Genomic DNA, 15411 nt, shown 5'->3' on the forward strand with positions numbered 1-15411 from the left:
TTGTACGAAACCTACACGCGTTCAGGACGAAACCGGAGGCTTGCGCCTGGATTTGTGTCCATCCTGTACACAAATCGCAAAATCCGGCCCGGATACCGCGCCGCGCGGGCCGCCCCAAGCGGTCTGGAAAGCCCAAGTCATTGGCGGGCATGGCGGTTTCGGCAACGGTGTGCAACGGCACGCCGGATATGTGTGCAAGCGCATACCGTGGGATTCGTAACTTCTTGACGGATATGGATATTTTCTCTGGCCTTGTCGGTAATGATCCTTATATTGCCGTTTATCCACTATCGGAAACTTTTGCCGACTCACGCAGAACCGGGGAATACAGAATGGCGCGTTACAACGTGAATTTTGAACTGTCTGTCGAGGACATGGAACTGATCGAAGCCGCCCTTCGCCAGACCAAGAGCGAACTGGCCGGAAAGCTGGTCGCGCCCGCAGATGAACAGCCCGAGCAGATCGACGCGATCGACCACTCGGTGCGCCGCATCCATGACCTTCTGGGGCGCCTGCATAATCAGAAAGTGTTCTACCGCCCGCGCAGCCAGCCCTATATCAGCGGCTGACGGGGCGGATCACGCAAGATGTCTTGATGACGGGGGTCGGAAACGGCCCCCGTTTTTTGCTGTCTGGTAGCCCTGTGGACCGGGGTATGCGCCAGTGTGCGAAGGTGTGCGAAAGTGTGCGATTGTTTACTGTAACAGTCTGACATAAAAAGATATTTTATTTATCCAAGCATCTTTGTAACGATTGGGTAACACGTTCGCTGCCGCGTGATGTCGATGGGAAGCAAAAAGGTTCTGGGTGTTCGAGATGGCCAGTCACGATAAGGACTTCAAATTGTTCCGGCAGTATGTGGAACTGACGAAAACTTCTCCGCGTCAGATGGCGGACAGATCCCCGCAGACAGAGGAGGCGCCCGCTCAGGGTGCGCCGAAGGAGCAGTCGGAAGCGGAATGGTCGCTGCGCCGGATCGAACGGCGGGTCGGCTCGATCGCCTGAGGGGTGACCGCGTCACGGTAAGGCGGCTTGCATCCGGCCCCCGGTTTCGTCCACCTTTGTTGCGCGACAGGCAGCAAGGGGCAGGATGCACATGACGCAGACCGAGTATTTCACGTCACCGCAGGGGCGCAGGCTGGCCTATCACCGCAGTCCGGGCAAGGCGCCGGGCGTGGTGTTTCTGGGCGGGTTCAAATCCGACATGGACGGCACCAAGGCCGTGCATCTGGAGGCCTGGGCGCAGGCCACGGGCCGGGCGTTCCTGAGGTTCGACTATTCCGGGCATGGCCAATCCTCGGGCGTGTTCACCGAAGGCTGCATCGGCGATTGGGCCGAGGATGCGATGGCGGCAATCACCAAATTGACCGAGGGGCCGCAGGTGCTGGTGGGATCGAGCATGGGGGGCTGGATCGCGCTGTTGTGTGCGCGGGCGATGCCTGAGCGCCTTGCGGGGCTTGTGACGATCGCGGCGGCGCCGGATTTCACGGAAGATGCGATGTGGGAGGGGTTCGACGCGGAGCAGCGCGCAGAGCTTGCGGCCCATGGGCAGGTGGCGCTGCCAAGCGAGTATGGCGAGCCCTATATCATCACCCGCCGCCTGATCGAGGATGGGCGCGCGCATCTGGTGCTGCGCGATCCGCTGACGCTTCCGTTTGCGGTGCGGTTCCTGCAGGGCACGGCGGATGAGGATGTGGCGGTGAGCGTGGCGCTGCGGCTGTTGGAGCACGCGACGGGGCCGGACATGCGGCTGACGCTGGTGGACGGGGCCGATCACCGGTTTTCCGATCCCGATTGCTTGAGGCTGATCGAGCGGTCGGTCGAAGAGGTGCTGGAGCGGGCCGGGTCGGCATGAGCGCGCCGTGGTGATCCGCAGCGCTTGACCCGGCGCGGCCCTGTGGCAAGGTGAGCGGGCAGGCACAGTTTTGAAAAGGACCGGATGTGATGCGTGACCCGTTGGTGTTCTTGCCGGGCTTGATGTGCGATGCCGAGGTGTTTGCGGGCCAGATTGCCGCGTTCAGCCCGGATTATCCGGTTTGCGTGATGCCGGTCAGTCATGGGGAGCGGCTTGAGGAGATCGCTTCGGCGCTGATGCATGTGCTGCCGCCGCGCTTTGCGCTGGTGGGTCATTCGATGGGGGGCATGGTCGCGATGGAGATCCTGCGCCGCGCGCCCGAACGGGTGAGCCGGATCGCGTTGATGGACACAAGTCCGCTGGCCGAGACGCCGCAGGCGGCGGCGGATTACGAGCCTGCGATCATCAAGCTGAAATCCGGACGCCTGCAGGAGGCGGTGGAGGCGCTGGTGCCGTCGGCATCGCTGGCCGCGGGGGCAGGGCGGCCGACCGTGCGGGCGCAACTGCTGGAGATGGCGGAGCGCGTGGGCGAGGGCGGGATCATCCGGCAGCTTCGGGCCATGCAGCGGCGGCGCGATTATCAGCCGACACTCCGGCGCTGCAAGGTGCCCACCCTTGTCATGTGCGGGGCCGAGGATCTGCTGATGCCGCCCAAACGCCATGAGTTCATGGCCGGGTTGATCCCCTATGCAAGGCTGGAGGTGATTGCGGGCGCGGGGCATCTGCCGCCTCTGGAACAGCCCGAGGCGACGACGGGCGCGCTGCGCGCATGGCTGGATCAGCCCTATGTGCTGCAGGCACGGGCGGATGCCTGACGGGGGCACGGGATGGAAGGCGCGGGCGCGCAGGATCCGCCGGCGCGTGCAGGTGTGGTCCAAGCGGCATCTGCCGCCGGGAGTGCGGCTGATCGCGGGGCTGGTGCTGATGGTGGGGGGCGTGTTCGGCTTCTTGCCGGTGGTGGGCTTCTGGATGCTGCCGCTCGGGGTGGCGGTGGCGGCGCTGGACGTGGTGCCGATCCTGCGCTGGCTGGGGCTGCGCAAGTGGCGCCGGGCGAAGCGGCGCGGTGACGACGGGCGGCGCTGAGGCCGCCCTTGCCTTGTGTGCCCCGTGTCCGGACGGCCCTGTGCCCGCCCGCGTCAGGCGGCTTCGATCTTTTTCGAGGCTTTCTTCTTGCGCGGAGAGGTGCGGCTGCGCTTGGCCGGCTCTTCGGAATTGGCGTCGATGAAATCCAGCACGAGGGGCCGGATGTTGTTGCGCCAGCTGCGCCCGGCGAAGATGCCGTAATGGCCGGCCTCGGGTTCGAGATGGCTCGCCTTGCGGTCATCGGTCAGGCCGGTGAGCAGATCGAGCGCCGCGATGCACTGTCCGGGGGCGGAAATGTCGTCCTTGGCGCCTTCGACGGTCATCACCGCGACCTTGGTGATCGCGCCGATATCGACATGGCGGCCTTCGACGGTGAAGGCGTTGTCGGCGATTTCCAGCCCCTTGAAGATGCGTTCGACGGTCGAGAGGTAGAATTCCGCGGGCATGTCCATCACGGCGAGATATTCGTCATAGAACTTGTTGTGCGGGTCGTGATCGCTGGCTTCGCCGCGGCTGACGCGCTGGATCTGGTCGAGGAAGGCCTTGCCGTGGCGTTCGGCGTTCATCGACATGAAGGAGCTCAGCTGCAGCAGGCCGGGATAGACCAGCCGGCCCACGCCCTTGTATTTGAAGCCGACGCGCTGGATCATGGTTTCTTCCAGCTGGCCCATGGTCACGCGGCGGCCGAAATCGGTCACGTCGGTGGGGGTGGCGTCGGGGTTGATCGGCCCGCCGATCAGGATGAGCGAGCGCGGCTGCGCGTCGGGATCGACCTCGGCCAGAAGGGCGGTGGCGGCAAGCGTGAGGGGGGCGGGCTGACAGACGGCGATCACATGCAGGTCGCTGCCCAGTTCACGCATGAATTCGCTGAGATACAGGGTGTAATCCTCGACATCGAACTTGCCGGCGGACACGGGAATGTCGCGGGCATTGTGCCAGTCGGTGACATAGACCTCGCAATCGGGCAGGAGCGAGCGCACGGTGGAGCGCAGCAGTGTGGCGTAGTGGCCCGACATCGGGGCCACGAGCAGCACCCGGCGATCCATCTCGCCGCGGCCGAGAACGTCGAAGTGGATCAGGTTGCCGAAGGGGCGTTCGACGACGGTTTCGACATTGATGAGGTGGTCGCGCCCATCCTCGCCGGTGATCGATTCGATTCCCCAGTCGGGCTTGGTCACGATGCGCTGGAAGGTGCGTTCGGTCACTTCGCCCCAAGCGGCCATCCATTGCAGCGCAGGGTTTGGCGTCATCGCGAAAATTGGGTAGGATGCGACGGAAAGTGCAGTTGCGCCCAACCATTGATTTGTATTTCGGAGGGTTTCCATCCAATCGTAGGTGATCATGTACCGCATCGTCGTCTCCTTGTGCCGGGGCGTGCCGGTTCGATTCGCCGCACTGTCCCCTCCGAACAGCCGACGCTATGCTGCATAGCAGAAAACTAAAAGGAATCCATTCATATGACAACGAAAGAGGAGACCGCTGGCGAAAATCTCGACAAGATGGCCGAGAATCTCGCACGGGTCGAAGAGTTGTCACAGCGTCTCATCGCGGCGCTTTCGGCGCGTAATCCGGCGAATCCCACGCTTGATTCGCCTTCACAGGAGCTGTTCGCCAAGGCGGCGGCGTCCTATTGGGCGGAGATGGTGGAACATCCCGGCAAGCTTTACGAGCGGCAGCTGGAATATTGGGGGCAGTCGGTGCGCCACTTCATGGAGGCGCAGCAGCAACTGGTGCAGGGTCAAAGACCGCACACCCCAGACGAGGCGGGGGATGATCCGCTGAAGGGCGACAAGCGCTTCGCCAACCCGCTTTGGAATACGCATCCCTTCTTTCACTACATCAAGCATCAATATGCGCTCAATGCCCGCGCCATCGAGGAGGCGGTGCAGGAGGTCGATGATCTTGATCCGGTGGAAAAGAAACGGCTCAACTATTTCGCGCGGCAGATCGTGGACATGATGAGCCCCACGAATTTTCTGGGCACCAATCCCGATGCGCTGGAAAAGGCGGTGGAAACCGAGGGCGAAAGCCTTGTGCGGGGGCTGGAAAATCTGGTCGCCGATCTGGAGGCCAATAGTGGCGAGATGCTGGTGCGGCTTGCGGATGAAAGCGCGTTCGAGCTGGGCGGCAACATCGCCACGACCCCCGGTGAGGTGGTCTATCGCAACCGGATGATGGAAATCATCCAGTATGCGCCCGCGACGGAGAAGGTGCACGAGATCCCGCTGGTGATCTTCCCGCCCTGGATCAACAAGTATTACGTGCTGGATCTGAAGCCGGAAAACAGCCTCATCAAGTGGATCACCGAGCAGGGCTACACGCTGTTCGTGGTCAGCTGGATCAATCCCGATGCGAGCTATGCCGATGTGGGCCTGGAGGAGTACATCGAGGAGGGGTTCCTGACCGCGATCCACGAGGCCAAGGCGATTTGCGGCACGAAACAGGTGAATGCCGTGGGCTATTGCATTGCGGGCACCACGCTGCATCTGACGTTGGCGCTGATGGCCAAGCGCGGCGACAAATCGGTGAAATCCGCCACCTTCTTCACCGCACTGACCGATTTCTCGGAACAGGGAGAGTTCACGCCTTTCCTGCAGGATGATTTCGTGACCGGCATCGAGAAAGAGGTCGCGGAAAAGGGTGTTTTGCGGTCGTTCATCATGTCGCGGACCATGTCTTTCCTGCGGTCCAACGACCTGATCTATCAGCCGGCGGTGCGCAAATACATGATGGGCGAGGCGCCGCCCGCCTTTGATCTGCTGTATTGGAACGGGGACGGGGCGAACCTGCCGGGGCGGATGACGGTCGAGTATCTGCGCGGGCTGTGTCAGAAGAACGAATTCGTCAACGAGGGCTACGAGATCTGTGGCGAGACGCTGCGGATCAGCGATGTGAAGGTGCCGGTGATGTCGGTGACCTGCGAGACCGATCATATCGCGCCCTGGAAAGACTGTTATCGCGGGTTTCAGAAGGTCGGTTCCAAGGACAAGACCTTTCTTGTGTCGCAATCGGGCCATATCGCGGGGATCGTGAACCCGCCCACCAAGAAGAAATACGGCCATTATACGAGTGACGATCTGAGCGGTCAGGCCGCGGACTGGATGGAGGGGGCAAGTTTCCACGAAGGCTCGTGGTGGCCACGGTGGGACGCCTGGCTGAGCACGCGCTCGGGCAAGAAAGTTGACGCTAGGGAACCCGGCGATTCGGACCATCCTCCGCTGGCGCCAGCACCGGGGACCTATGTGCGGGTGAAGGCAAAGCTTTGATTTCATTGCATTCTCTGAAAATGCTGCAGTGCAGCAATAAGGGGTTGATTTTCTGCACTGCAGCATTCATATTGTTTGCAGTTGCAGAGAAACGGGGTGTTCCCGTTCCAATCCAGACCTGAGGACAAAACCATGGCTAAAACACAAGATTTCAGCACCGTGATGAAAGACATCATGGGCGCGTTCCCCGTCGACACCAAATCGATGGAAGATGCCTTCAAGAACCAGGCCGCTCTGAGCGAGAAGCTGTCGGGTGTTGCTCTGGAAGCTGCCGAGAAGTCGGCCGAGATCTCCAGCAAGTGGACCAAAGAGACCCTGGCGAAGATGTCGGACATGACCAAGGCGAAAGCCGAGCCTGCCGATTACGCCAAGGCGATGACCGATTTCGCATCGGCCAATGCCGAAGTGGCCGCCGAGAACATGGCCGCCTTCGCCGAGATCGCCAAGAAAGTTCAGATGGACACCGTCGAACTGATGATGGCCGCCGGCAAGGACCTGCAGGAAGATGCAGCCAAAGCCGTCAAGAAAGCCACCGATGACGTGACATCGGCTGCCAAGAAAGCAACCGCCGCCAAGTAAGCGCGCGGACGGAACATACGGCCCGATCCTCCCTCCCTGAAAGGGTCTGTATGACAAGGGTGAGCCCAGTGCGGCTCGCCCTTTCTTTTTGTTCTGCGGTCGCATAAGGTTTGCTGCAGCGCTGAAAACATCGGGAGGACCGAGCCGTGGCCGAGACAGACAAGCCTCTGCTGATCAAACGCTACGCCAGCCGGCGGCTCTATAATACCGAGACTTCGGATTACGTGACGCTGGAAGATATCGCGGAGTTCATCCGCGACGGGCGAGAAGTGCAGATCATCGATTTGAAATCCGGGGACGACCTGACGCGGCAATACCTGCTGCAGATCGTGGCCGAGCACGAAAGCAAGGGCGAAAGCGTGCTGCCGATCAGCGTGCTGACCGACCTTGTGCGCAGCTATACCACGCAGGCCACCAGCGTCGTGCCGGAATTCCTTGCCGCGAGCTTCGAGATGCTGCGCGAGGGGCAATCGGCGATGATGGAGAACATGACCAAGGCCAACCCGCTGGCGAACATGCCCGGCATGGAGGCAATGCGCGCGCAGCAGGAAGCCTTCATGAAGGCGATGACCGGCGGCATGGGCGGGCTGTCCAGCATGAACACCGGGCCTGTGGCGAAGGACGAAGGCACGTCCAAGCCGACGGCTGCCCCCGACAAGGGCGAGGATCTGGACGAGATCCGCAAGCAATTATCAGAGCTGCAGGACAAGCTGTCGAAGCTCAACAAATAGGGCGGGGCGGCGCATGGTCGACAGTCCGGGCCGGATCACCCTGTGGGGCATCGAGGTGTTCATGGCGGCGGCCGATGAGCGGTCGATCTCGGCAGCGGCCAAGCGGTTGGGGGCCAGCCCTTCGGCGGTAAGTCAGCAATTGACCAATCTGGAAAGCGCGGTGGGGGCGACGCTTCTGCAGCGCAATGCGCGGCCCGTGCGGCTGACGCCTGCGGGCGAGATCATGAAGCGGCATGCGCTGGTGATCCTGAACGAGGCGGCGCAGGCGCGGGCGGAACTGGCGATGTCGGATCTGTCGATGCTGACGCGGTTCCGGCTGGGCATGATCGAGGATTTCGAAGCCGATGTGACCCCGCAGCTTCTGACGCATATGGCCGAAGAGCTGAGGGGCTGCCAGTTTCTGCTGGAGACGGGTGCGAGCCATGCGCTGTTCGATCTGCTGGACCAGCGGGCGCTGGATGTGATCGTGGCGGCGGATCTGGGAGCTGGCGGGGATTGGGCCGAGGTCCACCCGGTGCTGCGCGAGGGGTTTGTTGCGGTGGTGCCCAAGGGCGCGCTCAGGGCGGACAAGGATGTGCTGCGGCAACTCAAGCGGATGCCGCTGGTGCAATACACGCAGCGCCATTACATGGGGCGGCTGGTGAGCGCGCATCTGATCCGGCAGAACCTTGCCTTGCGCCATCGCTTCGAGATCGACAGCTATCACGCGATCCTTGCACTGGTCGGGCAGGGGGCAGGCTGGACCATCCTGCCGCCGCTTGCGCTGATGCGGGCGCGGCGGTTCGCCGATCAGATCGACGTGCTGGAACTGCCATTCGAGCCGATTTCACGCACCATTTCGCTGACTGCGCGCAAAGACATCCTTGGCGAGATGCCGGCGCAGGTGGCCGCCACGCTGCGCCCGATCCTGCAGGAGCGCATCGTGGGGCCGGCGATTGCGGAATATCCGTTCCTCGAAGGGCACATGACGGTGTTGCAGGGCGTTCAGGTGCCGTAGGCGAGCGCGCCACCCACCCCCATCACGTCATGCGCCGCTGCGATCAGCGCATCGGCGATCACGTCGAGCTCGTCGCGGGTCAGGCGGGCGGGCAGGCGCGTGTCGCAGGCGCGCATCAGCATCGCCCGAGTGCCCGGCAGCTCGCCCGGCGCCTCGGGCAGGAAGCGCCAGTTCCAGAAGGCGCGCGCATTGTCGGTGGACAGTCCGAAGATCTGCACCTTGACCCCAAGCGCCGCGGCGGCGCTGGCGAAGGCGCGGGTTTCGTCATCGCTCAGACCCACGAGATTGAACTGGATGGAATCGGGGGCGCGCTCTTCTTGCGGCAATTTTGCGGGGACCTGCAGCCATTCGCAGTCATTGAGGCGGGACGCGACATGATCGTGATTGGCGCGCCCGTCGACAACGCGGCGGGGAATTTCGGCCAGTTGCGGGCGGATGATTGCCGCAGACAGGTTGTTCATGCGCAGATTGTAGAGCGGCAGGCGGTTTTGCCATGTCTCGAACGCGGCGCTGAGGGCGTCGTCCTGGGTTGTGATGTGCTTGGCCCAGTTATGCTCATAGGCGCCCGACATGATGACGGCACGGGCCACCAGATCGGGATCGTCGGTGATAAGAATGCCGCCTTCGCCGGCATTCACAAGCTTGTAGGATTGGAAGCTGAAGCATCCGACGCGGCCGATCGTGCCGATATTGCGGCCGGACCATGTGGTGCCGAGCGAATGGGCCGCATCCTCGATCACCGGAAGGCCGCGCGCGTCGCAGAGCGCCATGATCGCGTCCATGTCGCTGGTATGGCCGCGCATGTGGCTGATGAGCACCGCCTGCACGCCATCGAGCTTGGCTTCGAAATCGGCCAGATCGATGCGGTAATTGTCGCCCACGTCGCAAAGCACCGGGATGCAATCGGCATGGACCACCGAGGAGGGCACCGCGGCGAAGGTGAAGGCGGGGATCAGCACCCGCGCATCGCGCGGCAGGCCAAGCGCCTTGAGCGACAGGAAAAGAGCCGCCGAACAAGACGAGACCGCAAGCGCATAGCGGCTGCCCATGGTCCGGGCGAAGTCACGCTCGAGCAGGGCGACGGGGGAGTCCTGGGGGGCGGTGTAGCGGAAAAGGTCGCCCGATTGCAGCATGCGGTCGATCTCGGCGCGGGCGGCATCGGGAATGGGCTCGGCATCGTAGACATTCGGTGTGAGCGACATATGTTCGGCTGTCCTGAAGTTGGATTTCGGGAAAGCTAAACCAAATGACCGCACCGCCCAAGCGAAATTTCTGTGACAGAGGTTTCTGGGCCGGGACATGCCGGGCATGGCAACGGGCGCCCCACAAGGGGCGCCCGCGCCGAGAGTTGGGGGATGTCCTGCGGGAGCAGGGGTTACCGCGGATTGGGGGTGGTTTCGGGGAAGTTCGGCGCAGCGGTGCGGCTGCCCGAGGCGTCTGCGCGGTTACGCGAGACGGTGTCGTCGCTCTGGATGTTCAGGGCTTCATCGACGACGGCCTGGCTTTGGGACAGGCTGTAATCGCCGATCTGCACACGCTGGCCGCGCTTTTGGGCGATGTCGATCTCGTAGAGTTCGGGCGCGCTGAGCGACTGGAATTCGACTTTGCTGATCTGCATCGGCAGGCGCTCGACCTCGGTGATCTGGCTGGCGGCGGCGGGCAGGGCCGCTGCGGTCAGGGTGGCCCCGAGGACGATGGCGAGGGCGCTGCGGGCGGGTGTGTTGAAGAAGTTGGTCATGTCGTTTTTCCTTTCGGATTGGGTTGCGATGACCGGAAGATGCGCTTGCTAAGCTGTTGTTGCAAAACACGAATTGAACACGGACAGGTGAGGTGGCGCGTGAACGGGAAGGGCCTCTCGGGGGTGTGAGAGGTGTGCGATCCGTTCGTGATCGGAGCTGTTGTGCGAAAGTCCCTTGTAGGACGAGATGATCGGGTGATGTCACCAGATCGCGGGGCATCTGCGCGGTCCCTTGCGGGGCGATACGGGGGCTGTCGTTCACATCCCGGACACGTCGGCATGAGGTCCGTGTGAGCGGAATTTTCCTGAGTTTGGGGCGTTGATTTCGGCGTTGATCCGGGGATCTGGTGGGGCGAGCAGAAGCTTAGATGCCCAATCTGTCGCGCGTCGCATACCATGTCATCGCCAGCGCCAGCAGTGGTGCGCGCAGCGCAGAGCCGCCCGGAAAGCGCGGGGCGGGCACACGGCAAAGGGTGTCGAACCCTGCGGATTGGCCGGCGATGGCGTCGGCCATCAGCTTGCCGGCATGGGTGGCGGTGCCGACCCCATGCCCCGAATAGCCCGAGGCGGACAGGATGTTGGGTGCCAGCCGCGCAAGATAGGGCATCCGGCGCATGGTGATCGCCAAGGTGCCGCCCCATGTATAGTCGAAGCGGATATCGCGCAGATGCGGGAAGATCTCGGACATGGGTTTGCGCACGGTGGCGTCGATATCGGGAAAGCGGTAGCCATAGCTTTCGCCGCCGCCGAACAAGAGCCGGTTGTCATGGCTCAGGCGGAAATAGTTCACCACGAATTTCGTATCGGCCACGGCGATGTCACGGGTCAGGACGCGAGCGGCCTCCGGCCCGAGCGGTTCGGTGGCGGCGATGAAATTGTTGATCGGCATGACGCGCGCGGCCACGCGCGCACCCAGCCCGCCGAGATAGCCGTTGCAGGCAAGGATCACATGATCTGCCGTCACCGCGCCCCGATCCGTCTGCACGCGGGCGGGGGTGCCCCTGTCGATCTGGCTGACGAGCGTGTTTTCATGGATGCGCACGCCGGCATCCCGCGCCGCGCGCGCCAGTCCGAGCGCATAAGAAAGCGGGTGCAGATGTGCGGCGCCCGTGTCGAGCGTGCCGCCCCTGTATCGCGGCGACGGGCAGAGCGCCTGTGCTGCATCGCGATCCAGCTTTTCCAGAGCGGTGTAGCCATACTGCGCGGCCAGATGATCGGCATGGTCGTGTTCCTCGCCCACTTCGCGGGCTGAGAAGCACATATGCGCGATGCCGGGCTTGAGATGGCAGTCGATCCCGTGCCGGGAAATCAGGGATTTGACCAGCGTCTTGGCGTCTTCGGCCAGATCCCAGAGTTTCGCCGCGTCGTCCTTGCCCACCAGCCGTTCGAGCGCGGTCTGCTCCATCCTCTGCCCCGAGCCAAGCTGTCCGCCATTGCGCCCCGAGGCGCCAAAGCCCACGCGATGCGCCTCGAGCAGGACGACATCCAGACCGGCCTCGGCCAGATGCAGGGCCGCCGACAGCCCGGTATAGCCTGCGCCGATGATGCAGACATCCGCCTTGAGTTGACCGCGCAGCGGATCGAAGGGCGCAAGCGGCGTGGCGGTGGCAGCATACCAGCTGGGCGGATACTGCCCCTGACGGTCATTGGCGAAGAGCAGGTTCATGGCGAAGGCGCGCGCATGGCGGATCAGACGTTCATCAGCAGGTGTTCACGCTCCCACGGGCTGATGACTTGCAGGAATTCCTCGTATTCGGCGCGTTTGATGATCGAATAGACGCGCGCGAAATCGGGGCCGAGGATATCATGCAGGTCGGTCGCCTCTTCGAACATGTCGAGCGCCTCGCCCAGAACGCGGGGGATGTCCGGCTCGCCCTCATAGGCGTCGCCCTTGAACTGCGGATCGGGGCGGGTTTCGTTGAGCATCCCCAGCAGGCCACAGGCGAGGCTGACCGCGATCCCGAGATAGGGGTTGCAATCCATGCCGGCCATGCGGTTTTCGATCCGGCGCGCCTCGGGTGGGGAGAGCGGCACGCGGATGCCGGTGGTGCGGTTGTCGCGCGCCCAGGCGAGGTTGATCGGGGCGGCGTGATCCTTGACGTAGCGGCGGTAGGAGTTGACGTAGGGTGCCATCACGGCGATCGCGTCAGGCAGGTGTTTCTGCAGCCCGCCGATGAAGTGATAGAAGGCGTCCGTTTCGCCGCCCTGCGGGCCGACAAAGAGGTTGCGACCGGTCTGGGGGTCAAGGATCGAATGGTGCAGATGCATGGAGCTGCCCGGCTCGTCCTCGATCGGTTTGGCCATGAAGGTGGCGAAACAATCATGCTTGAGGGCGGCTTCGCGGATCAGGCGCTTGAAATAGAATACCTCGTCGGCCAGTTTCACCGGATCGCCGTGGCGCAGGTTGATTTCCAGCTGTCCCGCGCCGCCTTCCTGGGTGATGCCGTCGATCTCGAAGCCTTGGGCTTCGGCAAAGTCGTAGATGTCGTCGATCACCGGGCCGAACTCGTCCACGGCGGTCATCGAATAGGCCTGACGCGCGGCGGCGGGTCGGCCCGAGCGGCCCATCATCGGCTCGATCGCCTTGGCGGGATCGAGGTTTCGGGCGACGAGGAAGAATTCCATCTCGGGGGCGACGATCGGCTTCATGCCGTGTTTGCGATAGAGCTCGACCACCCGCTTGAGCACGTTGCGCGGCGCGAAGGGGATGGGTTTCTCGTCGCGGTCATAGGCGTCATGGATCACCTGCAGGGTCCAGTCCCCGGTCCAGGGGGCGGCGGTGGCGGTGGACATGTCGGGGCGCAGGATCATGTCGCGTTCGATGAAGCCTTCTTCGCCCGCGGCCTCGCCCCAGTCGCCGGTGATGGTCTGATAGAAGATCGAATCGGGCAGGTGGAAATGCTTTTGCCGCGCGAATTTCGAGGCGGGCACGGCCTTGCCGCGGGCGATGCCGGGAAGATCGGCGATCACGCATTCCACCTCGTCGAGCCTGCGCCCCTCGAGATAGGCCTTGGCCGCTTCGGGCAGTGAGTCGGTCCAGTCGTCCGCCATAATCAGCGCTCCTGCTTGAAGAATTCGGCGATGCGGCGGCCGATCACGTCATTGGCGACGGGCGCATCGAGGCGCGTCTGCGCCTGTGCCAGTTGGGTGTCGGGGACCACGCCGGGGCCACGATGCTCGATCAGCTGGCCAATGATATGGGCGCCGAATTCGGGATGTGGCTGGATCGTGTAGATGCGGTTGCCATAAAGCAGCGCCGCATTGGCGCAAAACTCGTTCGAGCCGATCACCTGCGCGCCTTCGGGCAGGCTCACGACCTGATCCTGGTGCCAGGCGTTCAGCGCGATCTTCTGGCCTTCGATGTCATAGACCGTGCGCCCGATGGCCCACCCGCCGGGAAACTTGACGACCTTGCCGCCAAGCGCTGCGCGATGATCTGATGCCCGAAGCACACCCCCACCAGAGGCCGTCCCGCATCGTATATGTCGCGGATGAACCGCTCCAGAGGCGGGATCCACGGGTGATCCTCGTAGGCGCCATGCTTGGAGCCGGTGATCAGCCAGCCATCCGCCTCGGACGGCCTGTCGGGATAGTCCTGATCCACCACGTTCCATGTCTCGAACGTGAAGCCGTGCCCGTCCAGCAGCCGCGCGAACATCGCATCATAATCGCCCAGTTCCCGGCGCAGGATGTCGATGGCGTGTCCGGTCTGCAGAATTCCGATTTTCATGGGAACCCCATAATTTGATCAAATTCAGGCTATCTCAGCCGACACGCCGGGGCAAGGCCCGGCATGCCTGAGGCGATATGGTGTGCCTGACGACCTGTTTACACCGTCTCGAGATATGTTTTCCACTGGGTTTCGATGGGGATGTCGCGCATCAGGCGCAACTCTTGCCGTTTGGTCATCACGAGGTTGGCGATCAGCTGTTCAGGCAGGATGCGCGTGACCATCGGATCGGTCGCAAAACGGTCGATCGCGGTCTCCCAGTCGGGGGCCATGGCGGGCAGATCGCGCTGATAGGCGTTGCCGGTGATGGGCGCGGGGGGTGTCATGCCCTCTTCGATGCCGGTGATCGCGGCGCCGAGGATGGCGGCGAAGGTGAGATAGGGATTGATGTCGCCGCCCGAGACGCGATGCTCGATCCGGCGGGACTGGGGCGGGCCGCCGGGGATACGGATCGCGGCGGTGCGGTTTTCGTAGGCCCACGAGGCGCTGGTGGGCGCATGCGCGTCGGGCACCAACCGGGTGTAGCTGTTGGCATGCGGCGCAAAGACCAGCGTGGAGCCGGGCAGGGCGGCGAGACAGCCCGCGACGGCGGCGCGCAGGAGATCGGTGCCCGCCTCGCCGCCATCGTCAAAGAGGTTGCGCCCCTCGCCGTCAATCACCGAGAAATGCATATGCATCCCGTTGCCGGCATCATTGGCGAAAGGCTTGGCCATGAAGGTGGCGGAGAAGCCGTGCTTGTGCGCCAGCCCCTTGATGAGCGTCTTGAAGAGCCATGTGTCATCGGCGGCGCGCAGCCCGTCCTGATGGTTCAGCGTCACCTCGAACTGGCCGATCCCGGCCTCGCTGGTGGCGGTCTGGGCGGGGATGCCCATGGCGGCGCAGGCCTCGTAAAGAGCGGTCAGGAAGGGATCGAACGCATCCATCTGCGTCATCGACAGGATGCCCGGCGCCTCGAGCCTGCGGCCTGATCGCGGATCGCGCACCCGGTGCAGGGTCTCGCCGCTGTCATCGACCAGGGTGAATTCCAGCTCGGTCGCGGCGATCACCTGCCAGCCGCGCGCGCCGAACCGGTCCAGCACCGCAACCAGGGCGTGCCGCGGATCGCCCTCGAAGGGCAGCCCGTCATCATGATGCATCGCCATCGGAACCAGCGGCTGCGGCGCGTCCAGCCAGGGCAACGGCACCGGCCCGCGCCCGGTGGGATGCAGCACACCATCGGCATCGCCCGAGGCGAAGACCAGCGGAGAGCCGTCGATATCGGCCCCGAAAATATCCACGTTGAGCACCGACAGCGGCATGCGGATCGCGCCCTGATCCAGCTTGGCGGCGTAACCGCCGGGCACGCGCTTGCCGCGCATCTGACCGTTGAGATCGCAGGCGGCGACACGGATCGTGGGGTGGTTCGCAAGCTCCATCGGGGCGGCTCCTGACA

15 protein-coding genes and 1 pseudogene are annotated in these 15411 nt (G+C 63.5%); 9 read left to right on the forward strand and 7 right to left on the reverse strand.

Translation table 11 applies throughout. The features are described from left to right. The first annotated feature begins 332 nt into the window (after positions 1 to 332). The 5 genes from RAZWK3B_RS18850 to RAZWK3B_RS18870 all read left to right on the forward strand — a co-directional run bounded on the left by RAZWK3B_RS18850 (position 333) and on the right by RAZWK3B_RS18870 (position 2938). Positions 333 to 569: a hypothetical protein gene (locus RAZWK3B_RS18850; protein WP_007818003.1), complete on the forward strand. Its 237-nt coding sequence runs from the start codon at positions 333 to 335 to the stop codon at positions 567 to 569. Positions 570 to 807: 238 nt separating this feature from the next. Next, complete coding sequence (locus tag RAZWK3B_RS21505) at positions 808 to 1005, forward strand: hypothetical protein (RefSeq protein ID WP_007818006.1); 198 nt, start codon at positions 808 to 810, stop codon at positions 1003 to 1005. Between the two features lie 85 nt (positions 1006 to 1090). Further along, positions 1091 to 1855 carry an alpha/beta fold hydrolase gene (locus RAZWK3B_RS18860; protein ID WP_007818008.1) on the forward strand — a complete coding sequence of 255 codons (765 nt, stop codon included), beginning with the start codon at positions 1091 to 1093 and terminating at the stop codon, positions 1853 to 1855. Positions 1856 to 1944: 89 nt separating this feature from the next. Next, entirely contained in the window at positions 1945 to 2670 is a 726-nt protein-coding gene (locus tag RAZWK3B_RS18865) for an alpha/beta fold hydrolase (RefSeq protein ID WP_007818009.1), read from the forward strand. Further along, entirely contained in the window at positions 2663 to 2938 is a 276-nt protein-coding gene (locus RAZWK3B_RS18870; protein ID WP_007818011.1) for a hypothetical protein, read from the forward strand. Before RAZWK3B_RS18865 ends, RAZWK3B_RS18870 begins: the two co-directional genes overlap by 8 nt. A gap of 53 nt (positions 2939 to 2991) precedes the next feature. On the opposite strand, the gene phaZ is transcribed toward RAZWK3B_RS18870, so the two are convergent. Continuing rightward, the gene (gene phaZ / locus RAZWK3B_RS18875) at positions 2992 to 4290 is read right to left on the reverse strand and encodes a polyhydroxyalkanoate depolymerase (RefSeq protein ID WP_007818012.1); all 1299 of its coding nucleotides are present in this window, start codon (positions 4288 to 4290) and stop codon (positions 2992 to 2994) included. Positions 4291 to 4395: 105 nt separating this feature from the next. On the opposite strand from phaZ, the gene RAZWK3B_RS18880 reads away from it, so the two are divergent. From RAZWK3B_RS18880 to RAZWK3B_RS18895, 4 genes are all read left to right on the forward strand, one after another. Next, on the forward strand, positions 4396 to 6204 hold the full coding sequence (locus RAZWK3B_RS18880) for a PHA/PHB synthase family protein (protein WP_007818015.1): 1809 nt from the start codon (positions 4396 to 4398) through the stop codon (positions 6202 to 6204). Between the two features lie 132 nt (positions 6205 to 6336). Continuing rightward, complete coding sequence (locus RAZWK3B_RS18885) at positions 6337 to 6783, forward strand: phasin, PhaP (protein WP_007818017.1); 447 nt, start codon at positions 6337 to 6339, stop codon at positions 6781 to 6783. Between the two features lie 146 nt (positions 6784 to 6929). Further along, complete coding sequence (gene phaR / locus RAZWK3B_RS18890; RefSeq protein WP_007818018.1) at positions 6930 to 7514, forward strand: polyhydroxyalkanoate synthesis repressor PhaR; 585 nt, start codon at positions 6930 to 6932, stop codon at positions 7512 to 7514. 13 nt (positions 7515 to 7527) lie between these two features. Beyond that, on the forward strand, positions 7528 to 8511 hold the full coding sequence (locus RAZWK3B_RS18895; protein ID WP_007818020.1) for a LysR family transcriptional regulator: 984 nt from the start codon (positions 7528 to 7530) through the stop codon (positions 8509 to 8511). On the opposite strand, the gene RAZWK3B_RS18900 is transcribed toward RAZWK3B_RS18895, so the two are convergent. The 6 genes and pseudogenes from RAZWK3B_RS18900 to RAZWK3B_RS18925 all read right to left on the reverse strand — a co-directional run bounded on the left by RAZWK3B_RS18900 (position 8499) and on the right by RAZWK3B_RS18925 (position 15394). Beyond that, positions 8499 to 9713: a DegT/DnrJ/EryC1/StrS family aminotransferase gene (locus RAZWK3B_RS18900; protein WP_007818022.1), complete on the reverse strand. Its 1215-nt coding sequence runs from the start codon at positions 9711 to 9713 to the stop codon at positions 8499 to 8501. The two genes, RAZWK3B_RS18895 and RAZWK3B_RS18900, sit on opposite strands and share 13 nt — an antisense overlap. 173 nt (positions 9714 to 9886) lie before the next feature. After that, complete coding sequence (locus RAZWK3B_RS18905; RefSeq protein WP_007818024.1) at positions 9887 to 10249, reverse strand: hypothetical protein; 363 nt, start codon at positions 10247 to 10249, stop codon at positions 9887 to 9889. 364 nt (positions 10250 to 10613) lie between these two features. Then, on the reverse strand, positions 10614 to 11915 hold the full coding sequence (locus tag RAZWK3B_RS18910; RefSeq protein ID WP_007818026.1) for an NAD(P)/FAD-dependent oxidoreductase: 1302 nt from the start codon (positions 11913 to 11915) through the stop codon (positions 10614 to 10616). Between the two features lie 23 nt (positions 11916 to 11938). Then, positions 11939 to 13300 carry a glutamine synthetase family protein gene (locus RAZWK3B_RS18915; RefSeq protein ID WP_007818028.1) on the reverse strand — a complete coding sequence of 454 codons (1362 nt, stop codon included), beginning with the start codon at positions 13298 to 13300 and terminating at the stop codon, positions 11939 to 11941. Positions 13301 to 13302: 2 nt separating this feature from the next. Then, positions 13303 to 13979: pseudogene (locus RAZWK3B_RS18920) on the reverse strand (type 1 glutamine amidotransferase). Between the two features lie 98 nt (positions 13980 to 14077). Then, positions 14078 to 15394 carry a glutamine synthetase family protein gene (locus tag RAZWK3B_RS18925; RefSeq protein WP_007818034.1) on the reverse strand — a complete coding sequence of 439 codons (1317 nt, stop codon included), beginning with the start codon at positions 15392 to 15394 and terminating at the stop codon, positions 14078 to 14080. Positions 15395 to 15411: the final 17 nt, after the last annotated feature.

The sequence above is a fragment of the Roseobacter sp. AzwK-3b genome (assembly GCF_000170875.1).
Classification (GTDB): Bacteria; Pseudomonadota; Alphaproteobacteria; order Rhodobacterales; family Rhodobacteraceae; genus Roseovarius; species Roseovarius litoreus.